At 72.8% G+C, this 18895-nt stretch carries 15 protein-coding genes and 2 tRNA genes; 2 read left to right on the top strand and 15 right to left on the bottom strand.

Annotated features, from left to right (window positions below):
* Nucleotides 1-37 precede the first annotated feature (37 nt).
* From AC3ZJJ_RS02560 to AC3ZJJ_RS02540, 5 genes are read right to left on the bottom strand one after another with little or no spacing between them, the layout of a single operon-like run.
* The gene (locus tag AC3ZJJ_RS02560) at nt 38-1186 is read right to left on the bottom strand and encodes a winged helix DNA-binding domain-containing protein (protein ID WP_489893706.1); all 1149 of its coding nucleotides are present in this window, start codon (nt 1184-1186) and stop codon (nt 38-40) included.
* A gap of 2 nt (nt 1187-1188) precedes the next feature.
* Nucleotides 1189-2268: a UDP-N-acetylmuramate dehydrogenase gene (locus AC3ZJJ_RS02555; protein ID WP_489893705.1), complete on the bottom strand. Its 1080-nt coding sequence runs from the start codon at nt 2266-2268 to the stop codon at nt 1189-1191.
* 10 nt (nt 2269-2278) lie between these two features.
* On the bottom strand, nt 2279-3505 hold the full coding sequence (locus tag AC3ZJJ_RS02550; RefSeq protein WP_489895651.1) for an MFS transporter: 1227 nt from the start codon (nt 3503-3505) through the stop codon (nt 2279-2281).
* Between the two features lie 35 nt (nt 3506-3540).
* Nucleotides 3541-3987, bottom strand: coding sequence for a MaoC family dehydratase (locus tag AC3ZJJ_RS02545; RefSeq protein WP_489893704.1), 447 nt, complete (start codon nt 3985-3987; stop codon nt 3541-3543).
* Between the two features lie 2 nt (nt 3988-3989).
* Nucleotides 3990-4436 (bottom strand): FAS1-like dehydratase domain-containing protein, encoded by a 447-nt coding sequence (locus AC3ZJJ_RS02540; RefSeq protein WP_489893703.1) that lies wholly within the window; start codon nt 4434-4436, stop codon nt 3990-3992.
* Between AC3ZJJ_RS02540 and AC3ZJJ_RS02535 the strand changes: the two genes are divergently transcribed.
* Both AC3ZJJ_RS02535 and AC3ZJJ_RS02530 read left to right on the top strand, forming a co-directional pair.
* A complete protein-coding gene (locus tag AC3ZJJ_RS02535) occupies nt 4435-4980 on the top strand; it encodes an ArsR/SmtB family transcription factor (RefSeq protein ID WP_489893702.1) in 546 nt (181 codons plus the stop codon). The genes AC3ZJJ_RS02540 and AC3ZJJ_RS02535 overlap by 2 nt on opposite strands.
* A 17-nt stretch (nt 4981-4997) precedes the next feature.
* Nucleotides 4998-6698 carry a SulP family inorganic anion transporter gene (locus AC3ZJJ_RS02530; protein WP_489893701.1) on the top strand — a complete coding sequence of 567 codons (1701 nt, stop codon included), beginning with the start codon at nt 4998-5000 and terminating at the stop codon, nt 6696-6698.
* Between the two features lie 81 nt (nt 6699-6779).
* Here AC3ZJJ_RS02530 and AC3ZJJ_RS02525 read toward each other — a convergent pair whose 3' ends face one another.
* From AC3ZJJ_RS02525 to AC3ZJJ_RS02480, 10 genes are all read right to left on the bottom strand, one after another.
* Nucleotides 6780-7088, bottom strand: a complete 309-nt coding sequence (locus AC3ZJJ_RS02525; protein WP_489893700.1) for a hypothetical protein — start codon at nt 7086-7088, stop codon at nt 6780-6782.
* 27 nt (nt 7089-7115) lie between these two features.
* A complete protein-coding gene (locus tag AC3ZJJ_RS02520) occupies nt 7116-8078 on the bottom strand; it encodes a DUF2797 domain-containing protein (RefSeq protein ID WP_489893699.1) in 963 nt (320 codons plus the stop codon).
* A 107-nt stretch (nt 8079-8185) separates the two neighbouring features.
* Nucleotides 8186-8262: transfer RNA gene (locus AC3ZJJ_RS02515), tRNA-Met, on the bottom strand.
* A 69-nt stretch (nt 8263-8331) separates the two neighbouring features.
* Nucleotides 8332-8403, bottom strand: a tRNA-Thr gene (locus AC3ZJJ_RS02510).
* 138 nt (nt 8404-8541) lie between these two features.
* Nucleotides 8542-9603, bottom strand: coding sequence for a phosphotransferase (locus AC3ZJJ_RS02505; protein WP_489893698.1), 1062 nt, complete (start codon nt 9601-9603; stop codon nt 8542-8544).
* A complete protein-coding gene (locus AC3ZJJ_RS02500) occupies nt 9600-10868 on the bottom strand; it encodes a phosphotransferase family protein (protein WP_489893697.1) in 1269 nt (422 codons plus the stop codon). The genes AC3ZJJ_RS02505 and AC3ZJJ_RS02500 overlap by 4 nt, the downstream gene beginning before the upstream one ends.
* Nucleotides 10865-12745, bottom strand: coding sequence for an ABC transporter ATP-binding protein (locus tag AC3ZJJ_RS02495; protein WP_489893696.1), 1881 nt, complete (start codon nt 12743-12745; stop codon nt 10865-10867). The genes AC3ZJJ_RS02500 and AC3ZJJ_RS02495 overlap by 4 nt, the downstream gene beginning before the upstream one ends.
* A complete protein-coding gene (locus AC3ZJJ_RS02490) occupies nt 12742-15330 on the bottom strand; it encodes a glycosyltransferase (RefSeq protein WP_489893695.1) in 2589 nt (862 codons plus the stop codon). The genes AC3ZJJ_RS02495 and AC3ZJJ_RS02490 overlap by 4 nt, the downstream gene beginning before the upstream one ends.
* Nucleotides 15317-16621, bottom strand: a complete 1305-nt coding sequence (locus AC3ZJJ_RS02485) for a glycosyltransferase family protein (RefSeq protein ID WP_489893694.1) — start codon at nt 16619-16621, stop codon at nt 15317-15319. The genes AC3ZJJ_RS02490 and AC3ZJJ_RS02485 overlap by 14 nt, the downstream gene beginning before the upstream one ends.
* A 232-nt stretch (nt 16622-16853) precedes the next feature.
* Nucleotides 16854-18806, bottom strand: a complete 1953-nt coding sequence (locus AC3ZJJ_RS02480; protein ID WP_489893693.1) for a DEAD/DEAH box helicase — start codon at nt 18804-18806, stop codon at nt 16854-16856.
* Between the last annotated feature and the right edge of the window lie 89 nt (nt 18807-18895).

The following is an 18895-nucleotide window of genomic DNA, read 5'->3' as shown; positions in this document are numbered from 1 at the left end:
CGGGCGAGTGCCGGGCGGCCCTCCCCGCCGGGCGGCCCTACCCGGCGAGGAAGGCCACGTGCTCCCGCGCACGCGCCGCAAACGCCCTCGAGTGGCCCGGCGCGAGGGGGTCCTCGAAGGGTTCCGCCACGCACAGCGGCTTGGTCCGTGTGCCTCCCACGCTCCATGTGCCCACCGCGGTCCCCCCTGCCACCAGGATCCGGCGGAAAACGCCGTTACCCCCCGGAACCACGCGGTCGGCGTGCCGAGGTGGCAGCGTCGCGGACCGGTCCCGGTATCCGAGGAGCAGTTCGTCGAAGCCCGGAAGCGCCAGCACGGACCGGGAGCCGGGCGCCGGCGGGCCGGCGGCGTCCAGGAACGCGCCCGCGCGCGGATCCATCCAGTGGGTTTCCCCGCCGATCACGCGCGCCAGCAGGGTGCCGGGCGATTCGGCGATCGCCGCCAGCGCGGCCCGCACAGGGCGCACAGGCAGTCCGAGCCACCAGGCGAGGTCGCGTTCGGTGGCCGGCCCGTGGCTGCGGAAGTAGCGAACGGCCAGCGTGCGGAGCGCCTCCGCGGACGTGGCCGGCTCTCCCGCCGCTTGTGGGCCCAGCCAGCGGCCGTAGCGAACGAACAACTGTCCGTGTGTGGCGCCGTCGTCCACCAAGGGGCCCTGAATCAGGATTCGCCTGACGCTCAGGGCGAAGAGCAGGTGGATGCCGCGCTGGCCTGAGGTGGGCTGGCCGGCCGCGCGGAACGCCTGAAACAGTTGCTCGCGGGTGGCGCCGCGCTCGCCGCAGCGCTCCACGGCCACGGGCGCGAGCGCGTCGACGTCCTGCTCGGAGATTCCGAGTTCCCGACGGCGCGCCGCGCCGGCCGCGTACATCCGTTCCCCGGTCACCGACAGCACCAGGTGCACGTCCACCGGCGCCAGCAGCATCAGCGTTCCGCGGGCGCCCCACGTGCGGACCACGCTGCCTTGGTTCAGGGCCGCGCGCACCTCCGACGCCCGGCTGCCCGGCTGGCGCACTCCCAGGGCCCAGAACGCCTGCCGGAGGTCCTGCGCCTGCATCATGCCCATCCACGCCACGGTCGGCGCCAGCCCCGCCGCGCGCCCGAACCCGGGGACCAGGCCCTGGGCCGACAGCCGCGCCCGGGCGATCGCCCGAAGCTCCGCCCGGTTCGGCGGGACAAGCCGGTCCCCCATGGCTACAGGGCGCAGTTGATGAGAAGCGGCTCGTTGTGGAGCTCGATGCCGAACTTCTCCTTCACCCCGGCGCGCACGGCCCGAGCCACCGCAAGGATGTCCGCCGCCGTCGCCGCCCCGCGGTTGGTGATGGCCAGCGTGTGTTTGGTGGAGAGCGCGGCCCGCCCGTCGGCCAGGTACTCACCGGCCGTTCCCGGCAGCCCGTAGCCCTTCCCGAAGCCGGCCCGGTCGATCAGCCAAGCGGCCGACAGCTTGACCAGCCCGTCCTCCCCGGCCGGGAACCGGGGCGCGTCCGCAGGCAGCGTTTCGGCGACGCCGGCGTCCACGATGGGGTTGGTGAAAAACGACCCGGTGCTGAACGTGTCCCGGTCGCGGGAGTCCAGGACCATCCCCTTGCCGGCGCGCAGCCGCAACACCTCCGTGCGGATCCGTGACGAGTCGACCCGGTCGCCCACGCCGCAGCCGAGCGCCTTGGCCAGCTCCGCGTAGGCGATGGGGGCGCCCAGCTCCCCGGGCTCGAGTTGGAATTCGACCGTCAGCACCACGTAGCGCGGCGATCCGTTGGCGGTGGTGCGCTTGAGGAGCGAGTCGCGGTACCCGAAGCGCAGGTCGGCGCTGGCGAAGCCGCGGATGGCCCCGGCCTCCCGGTCCCAGGTCCGCACCCGGGAGATGGTCCGCGAGACGTCCGTGCCGTACGCCCCGACGTTCTGCACCGGCGTCGCGCCCGTGGAGCCGGGGATGCCGGAAAGGGCCTCGAGCCCGACGAGCCCCGCCGCGAGCGTCCGGGCGACGACGTCGTCCCACGGGTGCCCCGCCTGCACGGTGACGGTGGCCCCGCCGCAGGAGGCGACCGTGTCGTCGATAGTGATGCCGCGGGACACGATGCGCAGGACGGTGCCCGGGTAGCCGGCGTCGTCGACGACGAGGTTGGAGCCGCCCGCGACGATGAGAAGGTCCTCCGCGGCGGCGTCGGCGGCGGCCACCGCCTCGATGATCTCGCGCTCGGTGGCGGCCTCGAGGTACTGGCCGGCGGGGCCGCCGACCGCGGTGGTGGTCAGGGAGGAAATCAACGTGGTGCTCACACCACCCAGCCTAATCGGGATCGGCCGATTCTCCCGCGGCCGGGCTCCCCGGGCGGCCGGACGGCGCGGAGGGGACGGCCCGCGCCGGGGCGGAGGGCCGCGTGTAGCCCGCGAGGAAGAACGAGACGACAACCAGGATTCCCAGCGAGGCCAGGGCGTTGAGCAGGCCCACCTGGTCCGCCAACAGGCCCAGGAACGGCGGGCCGCAGAGGAAGGCCCCGTAGCCGATGGTGGACACCACGGACACCCGGGCCGCCGCGCGCAGGGGATCGTCCGACGCCGACGTCATGGCCACGGGGAAAACAAGTGCCACCCCGAGGCCCCAGAGGGCGAGACCGACGAAGGCCATGGGCACGGAGGTGCCCCAGGCAAAAAGGAGCACCCCGGCGAGCGCGGCCACGGCGCTGGCGCGCATCGCCGCGACGCTGCCGATCCGCTCCAGGATGCGGCCGCCGCAGAGCCTGCCGGTGGCCATGGCCGTCACAAAAACGCCATAGCCGAGGGCGCCCACCGCGTTGGCCGTGGAGTACCCGTCGGCTAGGGCGAGGGCTACCCAGTCCCCCGCCGCGCCCTCTGCGAGCGCCATGCCGAGTACCATCACGCCCAACAGGACGGTGCGCGGTTCACGCCAGGTGCGGCCCATCACCGAGCCCGAGGAGGAGGCGCCGGCGGTTGTCCCGCCGGTGTCGGCGCGGAACGCGCGGGCGGCCCACAGCACGAGGCCGGCCACGGCGGTGCCGGCCGCCAGGTAGTGCCAGCCCACGGGGAGGTGGACCCAGGACGCGAAGGCCCCGATGCCCGCCCCGGCGATGGTCCCGAGGCTGAAGCAGCCGTGCAGCACCGGCATGACGGAGCGGCCCAGCTCCGTCTCCATGGCGGCGCCCTGGACGTTGGAGGCCACGTTCCAGCAGGCGGTTCCCATGCCCAGCAGGGCCAGGGCGGCACCGGTCGCGGGCACGCTGCCCAGGACGCTTGTCCCGGCTCCGGCGGCCGCAAGGGCCGCCGCCACCAGCAGCGCGCCGCCGAGGATGGTGCGGCCGGACCCGACGCGCAGGACGATCAGCCCCGAGAGCGACACGCTCACGAACGAGCCGAACGTCATGCACAGCAACAGCAGGCCCACCTGGCCGTGGGTGAGGCCCAGGTCGTCGCGGACGGACGGGAGCCGGGAAACGAGCGTGGAAACAACGACGCCGGACGCGAAGTAGGCGGCGACGACGCCGTTGCGCCACGCGATGGTGGAGCGCCGGCGGGTCGGGAAGGGAGCGTGCGTCAGAAGCGCACCACGGCCTGAGCCTTGACCAGGACCTTCTGGTCGCCCACCCCGACGGTCAGGTCCACGCGCGCGGTCCTGGCCTCGGGATCGAGCTTGCCGATGGTGCCGGTCACGGCGATCTCAGTGCCCGGCGCGTCGGTCGGGTTGGACCCGGCCGGATCCTCGACGAGGACGGGCTTGGTGAAGCGCGTCTGGTAGTCGACGATGGCGGAGGGATCCCCTATCCAGTCAGTGACCAGCTGCACGGCCGCGCCCATGGTGAACATGCCGTGCGCGATCACGCCCGGCAGCCCCACCTCGACGGCGAAGCGCTCGTTCCAGTGGATCGGGTTGAAGTCCCCGCTGGCTCCGGCGTAGCGGACCAGGTCGGCGCGGTTCACGCTGACGGTGGCCGTGCCGATGGACTGCCCCGCCTCCAGGGAATCGAAATCGATGGCGGTCATTGCTAGTCCTCTCCGCGCACGAGCAGCGACGATACGGTGGTGGCGACGGGCTCGCCGGCGGCATTGGCGATCTCCGACCGCGTGGTGATCATTGCCCCGCCGCCCATGGCGCGGACCTGGTCGACGTGCAGCTCGACGACCAGTGCGTCCCCGGCCACGATGGGGCGGTGGTGCGTGAAGCGCTGGTCGGCGTGGACAACGCGCGAGAAGTCGATGCCGGAGCCGGGATCCGCGATGAGCTGGGCGTCGGCCCGCTGCGCGACGATGATCGCAAAGGTTGGCGGCGCGACGACGTCGTCGTGGCCCAACTCCGCGGCGGCCTCCGGCTGGAAGTGGGCGGGATGGGTCGCCTTGACCGCGGTCGCGAACTCCCGGATCTTCTCCCGGCAGACGACGTAGGGCTCGCCGGCGGGGTAGGTGCGCCCCTGCAGGGCAGGATCGATGGTCATGTCACTCCTGGCTCGGGGCGGCAGCCGTTCTGCCGCCACCATCAACCTTATCTGGCCAGCGCGGGCGAAGTACGGTATGATGCTTTTATCATATCGTTTTACTGGAGTGTGGCTCGTGAAGCTCGAACCGGGGCAAGCGCCCCTGTATGAAATCAAGGCGAACCTCTTCAAGGCGTTGGCCCACCCGGCGCGCATCCGCGTACTCGAGCTGCTCAGCGCGGCCAACGGAGAGCCGGTGGCAGTGGCTTTCCTCTTGGAACAGATCGACATCGAGGCCAGCCACCTTTCGCAACACCTGAAAGTGTTGCGCCGACACCGGGTGGTCGTGTCCGAACGGCGGGCCAGCAACGTCTACTACACGCTAGCGCATCCCGGCGTGTCGGAGCTGCTGCGCATCGCGCGCCGCTTCCTGCTGGACAACATTGAGCAGGAGCAGGCGTCTCAGGCGGCGCGGCTGCCGTCCACCGGTCCGGGCAGGCCGGTCCACGCGTCAAAGGCCGCGGCAGAGGCGCGGGCGAAGCCCGAGGGCCCCGGCGCCCCATGAGGGCGCGCACGGCGGCCATGACTTCCCACGCCCGGGCCTTCCTGCCCAGCCGCGGCGACTACGCGGGCATGGGGACGACATGGAGGGGCGACGTCCTCGCCGGCATCACGGTGGGCATCGTGGCGCTGCCGCTGGCCCTGGCGTTCGGCGTCTCCTCCGGGGTGGGCGCGGCCGCTGGCCTGGTCACGGCGGTTGTCGCGGGCGCCGTCGCCGCGGTGATGGGCGGGTCGCACGTCCAGGTGTCGGGACCGACCGGGGCCATGGTGGTGGTGCTTGCCCCCATCGTCGCCTCCCACGGGGCGGGTTCCGTCGCGCTGCTCACCCTGATGGCCGGCGCCGTTGTGCTGGCCATCGGGTTGCTGCGCCTCGGGCGCGCGATCGCGTACATCCCGTGGCCTGTGGTGGAAGGCTTCACCTTGGGGATCGGATCAATCATCTTCCTGCAGCAGGTCCCGCTGGCCACGGGAACCTCGTCCATCCCCGGCGTGAACACCGCCGTCGCCGCGTGGCAGGCGGCCGCGTCGGCGACGTTGCCCACGGCCGCGGCGACGCTCGGGGTGGTCGCCGCCGTCGCCGCCCTGATGGTGCTCCTGCCGAGAATCCGGTCGGGCATCCCGGCCAGCCTCATCGCCATCCTCCTAGCGACCGTCGCCGCGGAACTGATGCGCCTGGACATTCCACGCATCGGCGCCCTGCCGTCCTCGCTGGCCGCGCCGGTCCTACCGGCCGCGACCCCACAACTCGTCGCCGACCTCGCCGGACCGGCCGTCGCCGTCGCAGTGCTGGCTGCCATCGAATCCCTGCTCTCCGCCCGTGTCGCCTCCGGCCTGAACGGACCGGACGGATCGTCGACGGGTCCGTACCAGCCGGACCGCGAACTCACCGGGCAGGGGCTGGCATCGATCGCCGCCGGGCTCTTCGGCGGCATGCCGGCCACGGGGGCCATCGCCAGGACGGCCGTGAACGTCCGCAGCGGCGCCCGTAGCCGCCTCGCGGCGATCGTCCATGCCCTTCTCCTCCTGCTGGTGGTCTACGCCGGAGCCGCGCTGGTGGCGCGGATTCCGCTCGCGGCGCTCGCCGGGATCCTGATGGTGACGGCCACGCGCATGGTCTCGCGCCACACCGTGTCGTCGATCCTGCGGTCCTCCCGCGCCGACGCCACCCAGTTCGTGGTCACCGCAGTCGTCACCGTGGCGTTCGACCTGATCGAGGCCATCCAGATCGGTCTGGTGGTGGCCGCGTTCTTCGCGCTCCGCGGCGTCGCCAAGCTCTCCGGCGTCCGGAGGGAGGAGCTCCCCGGTGATCCGGTCCCCGGAGACGAACGGATCGCCGTCTTCCGCCTGGAGGGATCGATGTTCTTCGGCGCGTCCGAGAGGATCCTTCGGGAGATCGAATCCGTCCGCGGGATCGAGGTGGCGGTGCTGCGGCTGTCCCACCTGCGGATGCTGGACGCGACGGGAGCGAAGGCCCTGGCCGAAGTCGTCGGCTCCCTGGAGCGGCGGAAGGTGACGGTGCTGATCAAGGGCATCCAACCGCAACACGCGCGGCTGGCCGACACGGTCGGAATCATCGCCGCGCTGCGGCACTACAAGCACCGTTTCGACGACCTCGGGGCGGCCATCGAGCACGCGCGGGACCACGTGCGGCGCAACCGGGAGGCGGAGACGGGCGCCGGTCCTTTCGGTCCCCCTGCCGCGGGCGGCCCGGAGCAGCTGTAGCGCCGGATTCGATCCAGCGGATCGACCCTGTGCCCGATTCAGGCTTCTGGGTCACGTCGGCGAGGCGTGCCGTCGATCACCCTAGCCCCGGGCGCGTGGTTCCTTGCGCACGGGAGACCGCTTGCGGGCGGGCTTGCGTTCCCGCGGCGGCTGGGGCGTGGGCGGATTGAGCTTGCGGTACTCGCGGACGTCGCGTCCCCGGACCATCAGCCCCCCGACGTGCGTCAGGAGTCCCAGCAGGATGATCCCGACGGCCGTGTACATCAGGGTGCGGTTCTCCGTGGCCGCCCCGACGATCGCCAGGACGATGCCGACGGCGGACGTCGCCATGGACACAACGACCAATCGCTTGTAGAGGGTCGAGGCGGCATCCCACGGCGTGCTGATCATGCCCACCAGTCTATCGGCGGACCGGGATCAGAATAGCGCATCCTGGAGCAGCGGCACCGCGGTGGAGTGGGCGCCGAAAAGCAGCCGCCGCCCCTTCAGGACGGACGCGTCCGCCAGGAACCTGTCGCCGCTCCCGTCAAGGCGGACCTCCAGCGCCTGCCCGAGGACCGAAGCGGCGGTGAACCCGTGGGCCCCGCGATCGAGCGCGCCGGGATAGGAATGGAGGGTCCGGGCGTCCCAACCGCGCAACAGGTCGGCGGCCGCCGTGGGCGCCACCCACGGCTCGGCGCGGGTGGAAAAGGGCACTTCGGAGGCCTCGGCGGAGCGCTCGAGGAAGGATCCCACCCGCCGGGCGAGTTCGCCGTTCAATCCGGCCAGGGAAACGGCGTCGTGCGCGCCGCCGGGACCGGCCAGCGCGCCCGCCTTGGCAGCCGCGCGCACGGACTGCCCCAACCCCAGGGACTCGGTGACCAGATCCTCCAGGATGCGCACCGCTCCCCCGTCGTCCGCCAGCGCGACGTACGACGCCGCCACGGCGCCCTGTTCCGCGAGGCGGCGCCACTTGCCAACCGCCGCCGCGGTCCCGACCTTGGACGCCCCGTTCGCGAAGCTCGCCACGTAGAGCCAATGCTCCTGCGCCAGATAGTCGCGCAATCCCGCCGGCGCGCTACCCGAGCGGTGGAAGTCGTGCATGTGGCGCGTCTCGTCGCGGGCAAAACAGGGTCCGCACTGGTGGCCCCGTTCGGCCGGCGAGGCCGCCGGGCACTCCACTGCCGTCCTGTCCCGGCGCCCGCGCACCCTGGTGTGCCCGAGGCACCAGCGCCCCGCGGCGACGGCGAAGGACAGGCGCGTGCCGGGATCCAGCACAACGTCGGCCACCCCGTCCGCAGCGCCCAGCGCGAGGCGGGGAACGCCGTCGGACGAGGGCCAGCGGATGCCGTGGCAGAGCAGTCCCCCGCGCGCCGGCGCTGCCTCCTGGATGCCAGCCATCGGGTCGATCCAACCTCCCTGCGTTGAGGACCCCAGCTTGGGACCGGATCCGATTCTGCCGCGACAAGGCAAAAGACCCCCGGCGAAACGCCGGGGGTCTTTCCGTCTGGTAGCGGTGCCGGGACTCGATCCCGGGACCTCACGATTATGAGTCGTGCGCTCTAACCAGCTGAGCTACACCGCCACGAATGAGAAAGAACCCGCGCCTACATCTTCTCCAAGAGAGACATCGACGCGGGCCCTAATCATTCAGAGCCCCCCACCGGAATCGATCCGGTGACCTCGTTCTTACCAAGAACGCGCTCTACCACTGAGCTAGGGGGGCAACGGAGAAAAACTTTACCAGCATTCTTCCGCCGAATGAAATCGGAAAAGCCCTCCGTGGCGGACGCCACACGCGGGTCCTCCGGAGGCCCTGCGTGCCGGAGGTCCCACACCCCCGTCGCGCGCGGAAAACACCACTTTAGGGTCCGCCGCGCGGGGGCCCGCCGGCCAGCCAATCCGCCGCCAACCCGCGCCAGGGAGGCCGAAACGCGTAGACGCAGCCCAGGCGGATCCGGGCTGCCTCGGTGTAGGCGTCCAGCCTGTCCTGTCCGGCCCCCAGCGCCTCGGCTGCCGCCGCCACGGCCTCGACCGCCGTGCGGCGAGCCCGATCGTCGATGACCCCCTGGTCCCGGCGGAGGTCCACGTGCGCCAGCAGGTTTCCGAGATCGAGCTCGACGTCGGCCCGCGCGGCCGTGTCGAAGTCGAGGATGCCGAGCCGCCGCGTCTTCGGGTCGAAGAGCATCTGCTTGTCGTGCAGGTCCCGATGGGCCAGGGACTGGCGACCCGGACCGGCCGCTTCCAACGCGGCGGAGGCACGCCCCAGGCGCGCGTCGAGTTCCACCTTCGCGGCAAGGGACAGGCGCAGCGGATCGTGTTGCGCGAGGTGGCCCGCCCACGTCCGGAGCACACCCAGCTCGCTGGCGACGTTGTGCACCGGCAGCCCGGACGCGTCAGTGGAGGCCAGGCGCGGCCAGGCGACCGCCCAGGCCGCCCAGGCGCGGTGCCACGCCTCCGGCGGCAGACCGCCCAGCGCCTGGCCCGGCACCTCGGAGAAGCGCACAACCCCGTCGCCCTCCGCCAGGACCTCGGGCACGTGCAGGCCCGCCGCGGCGGCCGCCTCCGCGAGACGGCGGGACACCACCGCGACGGCGGCCGCCTTGCCGGGGCGCAGGACCTTCACGTATTCCGGGCCCCGCTCTCCGTTGCGGCGCAGCACCGCCCGGCGGCCGTAACGGTGCACCAGCAGGCTGCCTTCCCCGGCGAGCGCGGGCAGCCCGGGATCCGCGGCGTGCGGAAGCAGGCTGGCGGTCTGGCCGTCCCAGCGTCCGGCGCGGAGCCGGCCCGCGTCGTCGACGCCTTCGAACGTCTGCGTGCCGTCCGGCTTGGGCCAGGCGCGCCGGACGGATACGCCGCAGCCGTGGATTTCCAGACGGCCGGGCAGCACCGGCGGCGGATCTGCCGGCCCCGTCCGCGCGCTCACCGGGCGCCCCCGTTCTCCGGCGCCTCGGGAGGTCCGGGCTGACCGCCGGGCCCGCGGGCCATGCGGGCCGCGAGGCGCAAGCGGTCCACAACGCCCCGCTCCCACCCCGCGCGAGCCGCGCGGAACGGTTCGAGCGCGCGCAACATCAGATGCACCCCGGTCCAGGCCTCGACGCCGGTTGGCGCGTCCCGCAGGTCGCGATAGGCGTCCTGAAGCGGGATCAGGTATGTTTCGCCGCGGCCAGCGAGCAGTTCGGTGGCCGCGAAACAGCCCACGTCCCAGCCTGCCGGCCCCATGGCGGTGCGGTCCAGGTCGATCAGCCGCTGTCCGTCCGGCCCGCCGAGCACCTGGTCTGCGGAGAAGTCGCCGTGCAGCGGGACGTGGCGGCCCTGAAGCGGCTCCACGGCGCGAAGCAGCTCCGTGGCGGTTGCGGCGGCGAGCGTCGCCGTGCCGGGCAGGACGTCCGCGATCCCGCGCGCCACGGCCATCAGGCCGCGGCGCGGGTCGACGACGCCGTCCGGGCGCACGCCGCTGGAGTGCAGCGCCGCCAGGATGCGGCCGGCGGCTGCGGCCTCTTCCGCGCCGGCCCCGACCCTGCCAACCGGCCGGCCGGACCATGCCACGCCTAGGTCGCCGTTGCCGTAGTGCGCGTAGTCGAGCGTGCGGGGGTCCCGCCCCACGCGGGGAACAAGCACCGGCACACCGCGGGCGCGCAGCTCCCCCAGCAGGCCGGGAAGCCCATGGAGCGGGTGGACGGTGGTCTTCACAACCCGGCGGTCCCGGGTCTCGGTGCCACCCTCGGGTCCCGCGTCGTCGCGTCCCGTTCCCCCCGGGCGGCGCACCTGGAGCACAAGGCGCCTCCACGGGTTGTAGTTCAGCACGGTCCCGGCCGGGGACCCGTCGGCGCGGAGCAGTCCGGCCTCCCCCACCGCCGCGCTCAGGCGGTTGTCCAGGCCCACCGGCCCGGACATCAGGACGTGTCCCGGCGCGCCGGGGATCTCGACCTCGGACAGCGCGTAGCCGCCCGCGCCGGCCTTGCGCCGGAGCTTGGCCGCCTTGTCCCCTGCCGCGGGGGCGAACCCGGCGACCCACCGCGCGCCGCCGCCGCCTCCGACACGCCCGATCACCGACCGCCCCGGCTTGTGCCGGAGGTGGTCGACTTCGGCGCTCCCGCAGCCGAGCGCCTCCAGAACACCCGCCGACGCGGGGTGGGCGCCCAGCAGGACCGCCGCGGCCGGCAACAACGCCGCCGCCGTCCCGCTCATGCAGACACCTCCCTCGGCGCCGGGGTTGTCGTCGTCGTCCGGTCGTTCGTTTCCCCGGAACCCCCGGAGCCCGCGGAGCCCGCCGCCTCGCGGGCCACCCAGCCCGCGAACATGCCGGACGGATCGCGCAGCAGCTCGGCGGGCGTCCCATCCAGGACAACGCGTCCCCGCTCGATCCACACCACGCGGTCGGCGGCCAGCGCCGTCGCCGCATCGTGGGTGATGCTGATGGTCGTGCGCCCCGCGGTCAGGCGCCCCAAAGCCTCCAGCACCAACGTCGCCGACGCCGGGTCCAGGCCGGTGGTGGCCTCGTCGAGCACCACAACGGCGCTGTCGCGCAGCATGGCACGGGCAATCGCGATCCGCTGGCGCTGGCCGCCGGACAGCGTGCCGCCGCGTTCGCCCAGCACCGTGTCGTAGTTGTCCGGAAACTCGTGGATGAAGTCGTGCGCCTGGGCCCGGCGCGCCGCGTCCATGATCTCGGCGTCGGTGGCGCCGAGACGCCCGTAGCGGATGTTCTCGCGGATGGTCCCGCTGAAGAGCACGGACTCCTGCGGCACCAGGCTCACGTGCGAGCGCAGCGAGGCCAGCGTCAGCCTCCGGACATCCAGGCCGTCCAGCATCACGGCGCCGGCCGAGGGTTCCAGCAGGCGCGAAAGCAACAGCGAGAACGTCGATTTTCCCGAGCCGGACGGTCCGACGACGGCGACCTTCTGGCCCGCCGGGATGGTGAGCGTCAGGCCGTCCAGCACTTTTTCTCCGCCGTAGCCGGCCGTCACGTCGCGCAGCGCCAGGTTGCCGTCCGCTCGGGCCAGCGCCCGGGCGTCCGGTGAGTCCGCGATGCCGACGGGCACGTCGAGCAGGTCCGCGACGCGTTCGCCTGAGGCCGCGGCGCGCGCGATGCGGCCCGTGTACTTGGCCATGTCGCGCAGCGGCTTCATGGCCGTCTTGAGGTAGGTCAGGAAGATCACCAGGTCCCCCGGGGTCATGCCGCCCTGCACCACGCGCCAGCCGCCGCCGACCAGCACGGTGGCGGTGGCAACGCCCACGATGACATCGGTTCGGCGTTCCAGGCCGGCCGAGAGCCGCTTGGCCAGGACGCCGTCGCGCAGCGTCCTGTTGTTGCTGCCGGCGAACCTGCCCTCCAGCTCCTTCTCCAGGCCGTACGCGTGGACCACGCGCATGGCGCCGAGGCTCTCGTTGGCGATGTTGGCCAGCTGCCCCTCCCCCTTGCGCGTTTTGCGCGAGGCTCCGGTGATTTTCCCTGTGCTCCCCCGCGAACTCAGCAGGTAGGCCGCGGCCGCCACAACAACGACGAGGGCCAGCAGCGGGTCCAGCCAGAACATCACGCCTGCCATGGCCACCAGGGTGAGGATGTTGGCCAGCATGGGCAGTCCGGCGGTGACGGCGACCTCCTGCAGCTTCCCGACGTCGCCGACGAGCCGCTGGACCGTGTCTCCGGTCCTCGCGCCCGAGTGGTACGCGCCGGAGAGCGACTGCACGTGCGCGAAGACGCGCTGCCGCAGGGCCGTGGCGACGCGCGATCCGGCGAGCGCGAACGCCACCGTGGCCAGGTAGTTGGCCAGCGCCCGCAGTCCCACGATGACCACAACGGCCGCGCCGCAGGAGAGCATCAGCGAGAGCGTGGCGGCCGGGACGGAGGCGCCAAGTTGCGCGCCCAGGCTCTGGGAGACGGCGTCGACGACGAACTTGGTGGGCCAGGGCTCCAGCACCCGGAAGGCCACCTCGAAGATCAGGGCGACTATGCCCCCGGCCATCAGCTTCCGGTTGCCGGGGAGGTGCGGGCCCAGGACGGCCAGGGTGCGGCGCAGGGGGCCCGGGGGCCGCCGGTTTGTGCCGGTCTTCACGGCACTCACAACGACGCCCCCGCCGGGACGCTGTCCGCCACGGGAACCAGGTCCAGGCCTCCGAGCGCCCGTTCCAGGACGCGTTCCCAGCCGTGCTCGGCAACGGCCTCCGCCCGGGCGTTTCCGCCCAGCGTTGCGCGCCGCGCGGGATCCGCGGCGAGCGCATCCAGCGCCCGGGCCAGCGCACCGGCGTCGGACGGCTCCACCAGGACTCCGGTCCGCCCGTCGGCCACGATCCCGGGGACCTGCCCCACGCGGCTCGCGACGACGGGGAGGCCCGCGGCCAGGTACTCGTAGATTTTCAGCGGGGAAAAGTAGGCGTCCCGCGCGGCCGCGGCAGGGTAGGGCGCCACGGCGATGTCCGCCCGGGCAAGGAGCGCGCCGATGCGCTCCGGCTCCACGGCGCCGGCGAAATCGATCCGCGCGCGCACGGAGGGTCCGTGCGCGGCGGCCCTCGCCCTCAGGGCTTCCGCAAGTGGCCCGTCTCCGACGATCTCCAGCCGCCAGTCCCCGGCGGAACGGGCGACGGCGTCGACCAGCGTCTCGACGCCGTGCCATGGCTTCAGGGTCCCGACGAAAACGACCGTCGGAACCGCGTCGGCGCGGGGCCGGCTGCCCCGGTCGCCCGGGCGGATCCGTGTGGTGTTCACGCCGTTGGCTACGACGCGCACGCGCCGGGCCGCGGAGGCGTCGGCGTGGCCCAGCACCCAGTCGGCGACCGGCCCGGACACACAAACGGTCCGTGCCGCGGCGCCGACCTGGCGGCTCAGCGCCCGCCAGGAGTGGTCCTCCAGCACCAGCTCCCGGTGGGTGCGCTGTTCGTCGATGAGGGGCGCGTTGACCTCCAGGACGCCCGGAATGCCCTCCGCCTCGGCAAGCGTGGCCAGGACGGTACTGAAGAGGCTGTAGCGCTCGTACACGAGGTCCGCCCCGTCCGCGGCGATGCGCCCGGCCATTTCCCGGGAGGCGGCCAGCTGCGCGGCCTCGCGCTCTGCCGTTGTGCCCGGCGGGATCCGCAGCTCGGTGACCTGAACGTCGGCCAGGTCCGCGGGGACGTGGCCGCCCGCACGCGTGCAGTACAGGCGCACAGTGGCGCCTCGGGCGCGCAGCGCGCGGACGATCTCCTGCACGTGCACGGACGCGCCCTTCGTCCCGAAGAACGGTATGCCGGGGTCCACGCAGGCGTAGGCCACCCGAACGCCCGTGAGGTCCGCGACTTCGGCGAGCTCCGCGGGGTCGGCGAGCTCCGCGGGGTCGGCGAGCTCCGCGGGGTTCGGCGCCCCGGCCTGCTGGGCGGCGACGGCGCCACCCGGCGCGGCACCGTCCTCGAGCCGGGCCAGCGCGCGGGCCTGCGCGGCCGAATCGAACCGCCGCTCCACGAGGGCGCGGCCGGCGCGCGCCAGGTCGCTGCGCGGAAAGGCTGGATCCGCGGTCCGGACCAGCGCGCGGACCAGGGCCCCGGCGTCGTCCGGATCGATCAGGATGCCCGTGGCCGAGCCGGGGGTCCCGTTGCCGTTGACGACGGCCTCGGGGATGCCGGTCACCGCCGTGGCCACGCAGGTCACACCGATGGCCAGAGCCTCCAGCAGCACGGTGGGCAGGCCGTCCGCGTTGCCGTCCGCTCCGACCGTGCAGGGTGCGGCGAAAACGTCCGCCCAGTCCAGGAGCGCGCGGACCTCCGCCTGTGTCTGCGGCCCTAGGAGCGCCGCCGTGTTTCCGGCCTGCCGGGCGAAGGGCCCGCCGGCTTTCCCGCCGGCGGGCTCAAGGCCCAGCCGCGCGATGTGGGCGGCGAGCCCGGCGCGGAGCTCGCCGTCGCCGGCGATGCGGACGTCCGCCGCGACGCCGCGTGCCGCCAGGGCCGCCACGGCGTCGATCAGCTGCGCGAAGCCCTTCTTCTCGACGAGGCGCCCGACCGCCGCGATCCTCAGCCGTTCCCCCGGGACGCGGGGCTCGCGGAAGGGGAAGCGCGCCAGCTCCAGGCCGTTGTAGAGCAGATGGGTGCGTTCCGCGAGATCAGGGTAGTGCCGGGCCAGGTGCTCCAGGTTGAAGCGGCTGATGGTCACGGTGTGGGACGCGCGGCGCAGGGTCGTGCCCAGGCGCTCGCGGTCGACGGACTCGTGGAACAGGTCCTTGGCGTGGGTGGTGACGGAAAAGGTGATGCCGGCGAGCTCCGCGGCAAGCTCCGCCGTCCTGCCGGCGAGGGAACCGAAGTGCGCGTGCAGGTGGGTCAGTCCGGACCTGGCGGCGGACGTGGCGAGCGCGATTCCCTGGTGGACCTCGGTGGGATCGTAGCCGGCGAGCTCGGGCAGGAGGGCCGCGTAGCGGTCGGCGAATCCGGGCACCGTTCGGGTGGCGTCCCCCACCAGCTCCCACGCGTCGGAGAGCTTCAAGGGCTTGGGCACAAACGTGACGGGCGTCTGCACGCGGGCCAGCTCCGGGTGGAACCGGGCGTCGGTGCTGTGGCGAAGGGCAAAGATCTGCAGGCTCTCGCCGGCCGCCTCGCGGGCCAGGATCTCCGTCACGATGAACGTCTCGGAAAAGCGCGGGTAGACCTTGAGCACATATCCCGTGCGTCGGGCGTTAGACGGCGACATGGACGTATTCCTCTCTGCTCCCGGACGGGGCCGGGCTGGGGACTCGGAGTGGGGTGGTGGCGGCCGTGAGCCGCAGGGTGTGGCGGGCGATGGCCGCGAGGCCGTCAAGGGCGATGCCGTCCCGGGCCTCGAGCTGGGCGGGGCCGGGGTGGGCCGCGCAGGGGTCCGCCGCACCGGGTTGTCCCTGGCCGTCGTGGCGCCCCGAGCCCGCGATGTCGGCGAACCAGTCGGCGATGGCCGCGGAGTCCAGCCGGTCCGGGGTGAGCACCCGGACCGCGCCGCGCCGCTGGAGGGACACGGCGCGGATGAGTTGTTCCGTGCGCGGCGCCACCCGGGGAACCACGAGGGCCGGCGTCGGGGAACCCAACACCTCGCACACGGTGTTGTAGCCGCCCATCACCACGACGGCGGCCGCGGAGCGGATGTAGGAGAGCCCGTCGGGGACGGACGCGAGCACCCGGGTGCCCGGCGCCGCGGCGGCGACCACCTTCTCGCGCAGCGCCTTGGGCATCTGCGGTCCGGTGACCACGAGGTGCCGGTATCCCTCGGGGACGGCTGCGGCCGCAGCGGCCGCGGTGACGCCGTAGCCGTCGGATCCGCCTCCGGCCATGGTCAGCAGGTAGGGGCGGGCCATCGCGTCGGCGGGTTCGGCGCAGTGGCGGCCGGCGGAGAGGTAGCCGGTGTACCTGACGCGGCCGGCCAGGGCCCGCGGGACCTCGCCCTCGGCGACGGGATCGTGCACGCCGGCGTCCCCGTAGACCCAGACCTCGTCGAAGGTGTCGGCGACCCGGTCCACGCCGATGCTGGCCCACTCTTCGGACGCCGTGCGCGGGTCGTCGAGGACCTCGCGGAGACCGAGGACCACGCGGCAACCGGGATTGTCCCGGCGGAGATTCGCCAGCGGCGCGGCCAGCTCGCCGTCGACGCCGAAGGGGTGCCTGTCCACCACCACTATGTGGGGCCGGAAAGACTGCAGGACGCCGTCGACGACGGAGGAGCGGACGTCCATCAGCCGGTCCATCCCGACGTTGAGCGTGCGGGGCGCGTAGCGTCCGTTCCGCTTGTGGATGCCGGGCATGACCACCCAGTCCCAGCCGTCCGGCGCCGGGTAGCTGGTGGCCGTCCGCTCCCCCGTGATGAGCAGCCCGGAGACGCGCCGCCCGGTGGTTCCGGGGAGGGACCGGCTCAGGGCGTGGGCAATGGCGAGGTTCCGCCGCGTATGCCCCAGCCCCACCGAGTCGTGGGAATAGAGGGCCACACGGAGGCCCGGTTGGTGCTGGGTTCGTGCCATGTGCTGCCCGTCCTTGTCTCTCGCCTCCGGCCGGTGCCGGTGGAGCGCGGTCCCGCGGTGCGGGTGCGCCGTGCAACAGCGTGCCAACGGAACATGAGCCGGAGATGAACCGTTCATGAGACGCCTCTCATCAGGGCGTGGGGGCAGCAAAAAGGCCCGGCCGGGACACGTTGAACGTGTCCCGGCCGGGCCGGTTTATGCGGTGCCGGCGGCCGGGGGCCGCCGGTCTCGGCTAGTAGCCCCGGCTGCCGCCGCGGGCGCCGTCGAAGCCGCGGGAACCGGTGCGGGGCTTGCGCGATCCGCCGAAGCCGGCGCCGGAGCGCTCTCCGCCGCGCTCGGGCCGGTCCGAACCCTGGCGGCGCTCGCCGCGGTCGTAGCCGCCCTCTTCGCGCTTGCGGAATCCGCCGCCGCCGCTGCCGCCACGGCCGCCGCCGAAGCCGCCGGAACGCGGCGCGGAGTCGCGCTCGCTGCGCGGGGTGCGGCCGTTGTCCAGTTCCAGACGGATCAGCTCGCCGCCGATGCGCGTCTTGGACAGCGCCTGCCACTGGTCCTGCGAGAGCTCGGCCGGGAGCTCCACCAGGGTGTGGTCGGCGCGGATGTCGATGCCGCCGATGTCGGCGGAGCTGAAGCCGCCCTCGTTGGCGAGCGCGCCGACGATCGAGCCGGGCATCACACGCTGGCGGCGCCCGACGGCGATGCGGTAGGTGGCGTTGCCCTCGGTGAGCGCGCGGGACGGGCCGCGGGAGCCGAGTCCGTCCTTGGCGCCCTTCATGGCGCGGGCCTGCTTGGCCGGGGGCATCGGCATGTCTTCCATCAGCAGCGGTCGGCCGCCCTGTGCCATGTGCGCCAGCGCAGCGGCGATCTCGGCGGCCGTGACGTCGTGGTCGGCCTCGAACTTCTCCACCAGGCCGCGGAAGACGGTCAGGTCCTCGGAGGCAAGCGTTTCCGTGATGCGCTCGGCGAACTTGGCCAGGCGCTTGTCGTTGACGACGTCGACGCTTGGCAGGTGCATGAGCTCGACCGGCTGGCGCGTGGCCTTCTCGATGGCGCGCAGCAGGTACTTCTCGCGCGGCGTCATGAACAGGATGGCGTCGCCCTGGCGGCCCGCGCGGCCGGTGCGGCCGATGCGGTGCACGTAGGACTCCGTGTCGTGCGGGATGTCGAAGTTCACGACGTGGCTGATGCGCTCGACGTCGAGGCCGCGGGCCGCGACGTCGGTGGCGACGAGGATGTCGATCTTGCCCTCGCGGAGGTTCTCGACGGTGCGCTCGCGCTGCTGCTGCGGGATGTCGCCGTTGATGGCGGCCGCACGGAAGCCGCGGGACTTCAGCTTGTCGGCGAGGTCCTCGGTGGCCATCTTGGTGCGCACGAAGGCGATGACGCCGTCGAACGGCTCGGCCTCGAGGATGCGGGTCAGGGCGTCGAGCTTGTGCGGGCCCATGACCTGAACGTAGCGCTGGCGCGTGTTCTTGCCCGTGGTGGTCGTCGACTTGACGGTGACCTCCTGCGGGTTGCGCAGGTACTGCTTGGAGATGCGGCGGATGGCGCCCGGCATCGTGGCGGAGAACAGTGCGACCTGCTTCTCGACCGGGGTGGCCTCGAGGATGCGGGCCACGTCCTCGGCGAAGCCCATGCGCAGCATTTCGTCGGCCTCGTCGAGGACCACGTACTGGAGCTGGGACAGGTCCAGGGAGCCCTTGCTGATGTGGTCGATCACGCGGCCGGGGGTGCCGACGACGACCTGGGCGCCGCGGCGGAGGCCGGCGAGCTGCGGGCCGTACGGCGAGCCGCCGTACACCGGAAGAACGCTGAAGTTCTCGATGTGGCGGGCGTAGGACGTGAACGCCTCGGCGACCTGGAGCGCGAGCTCGCGGGTCGGGGCCAGCACCAGGATCTGCGTGTTGTGCGTGGGGCCGTTCAGGTCGGCGAGCTCCGCCATGCGGGACAGCGCCGGGACGGCGAACGCGGCGGTCTTGCCGGTTCCGGTCTGGGCCAGGCCCACAACGTCGCGGCCCTCGAGCAGGATCGGGATGGTGGCCGCCTGGATCGGGGACGGCTTCTCGTAGCCGACGTCGGTCAGGGCGGCGAGGACGCGGCCGTCAATGCCGAGGTCGGAGAACTTGATGGTCTCTTCGACGGGCTCGTTGGCTTCGGCGGCTTGGTTTTCGGGCATGTCGGAAGACATAGAGAATTACCTCATTCATAGGGGCGGATTCGCGCCACTCGATCAGGAGTGGCTTCCGCGGCACATTCGGACTTTTCACCTGCTAAGTC

It is taken from the genome of Arthrobacter sp. AOP29-A2-19, from assembly GCF_058138025.1.
The sequence above is the reverse complement of the archived record's forward strand: the minus strand, read 5'-3'. Positions and strand labels throughout refer to the sequence as shown.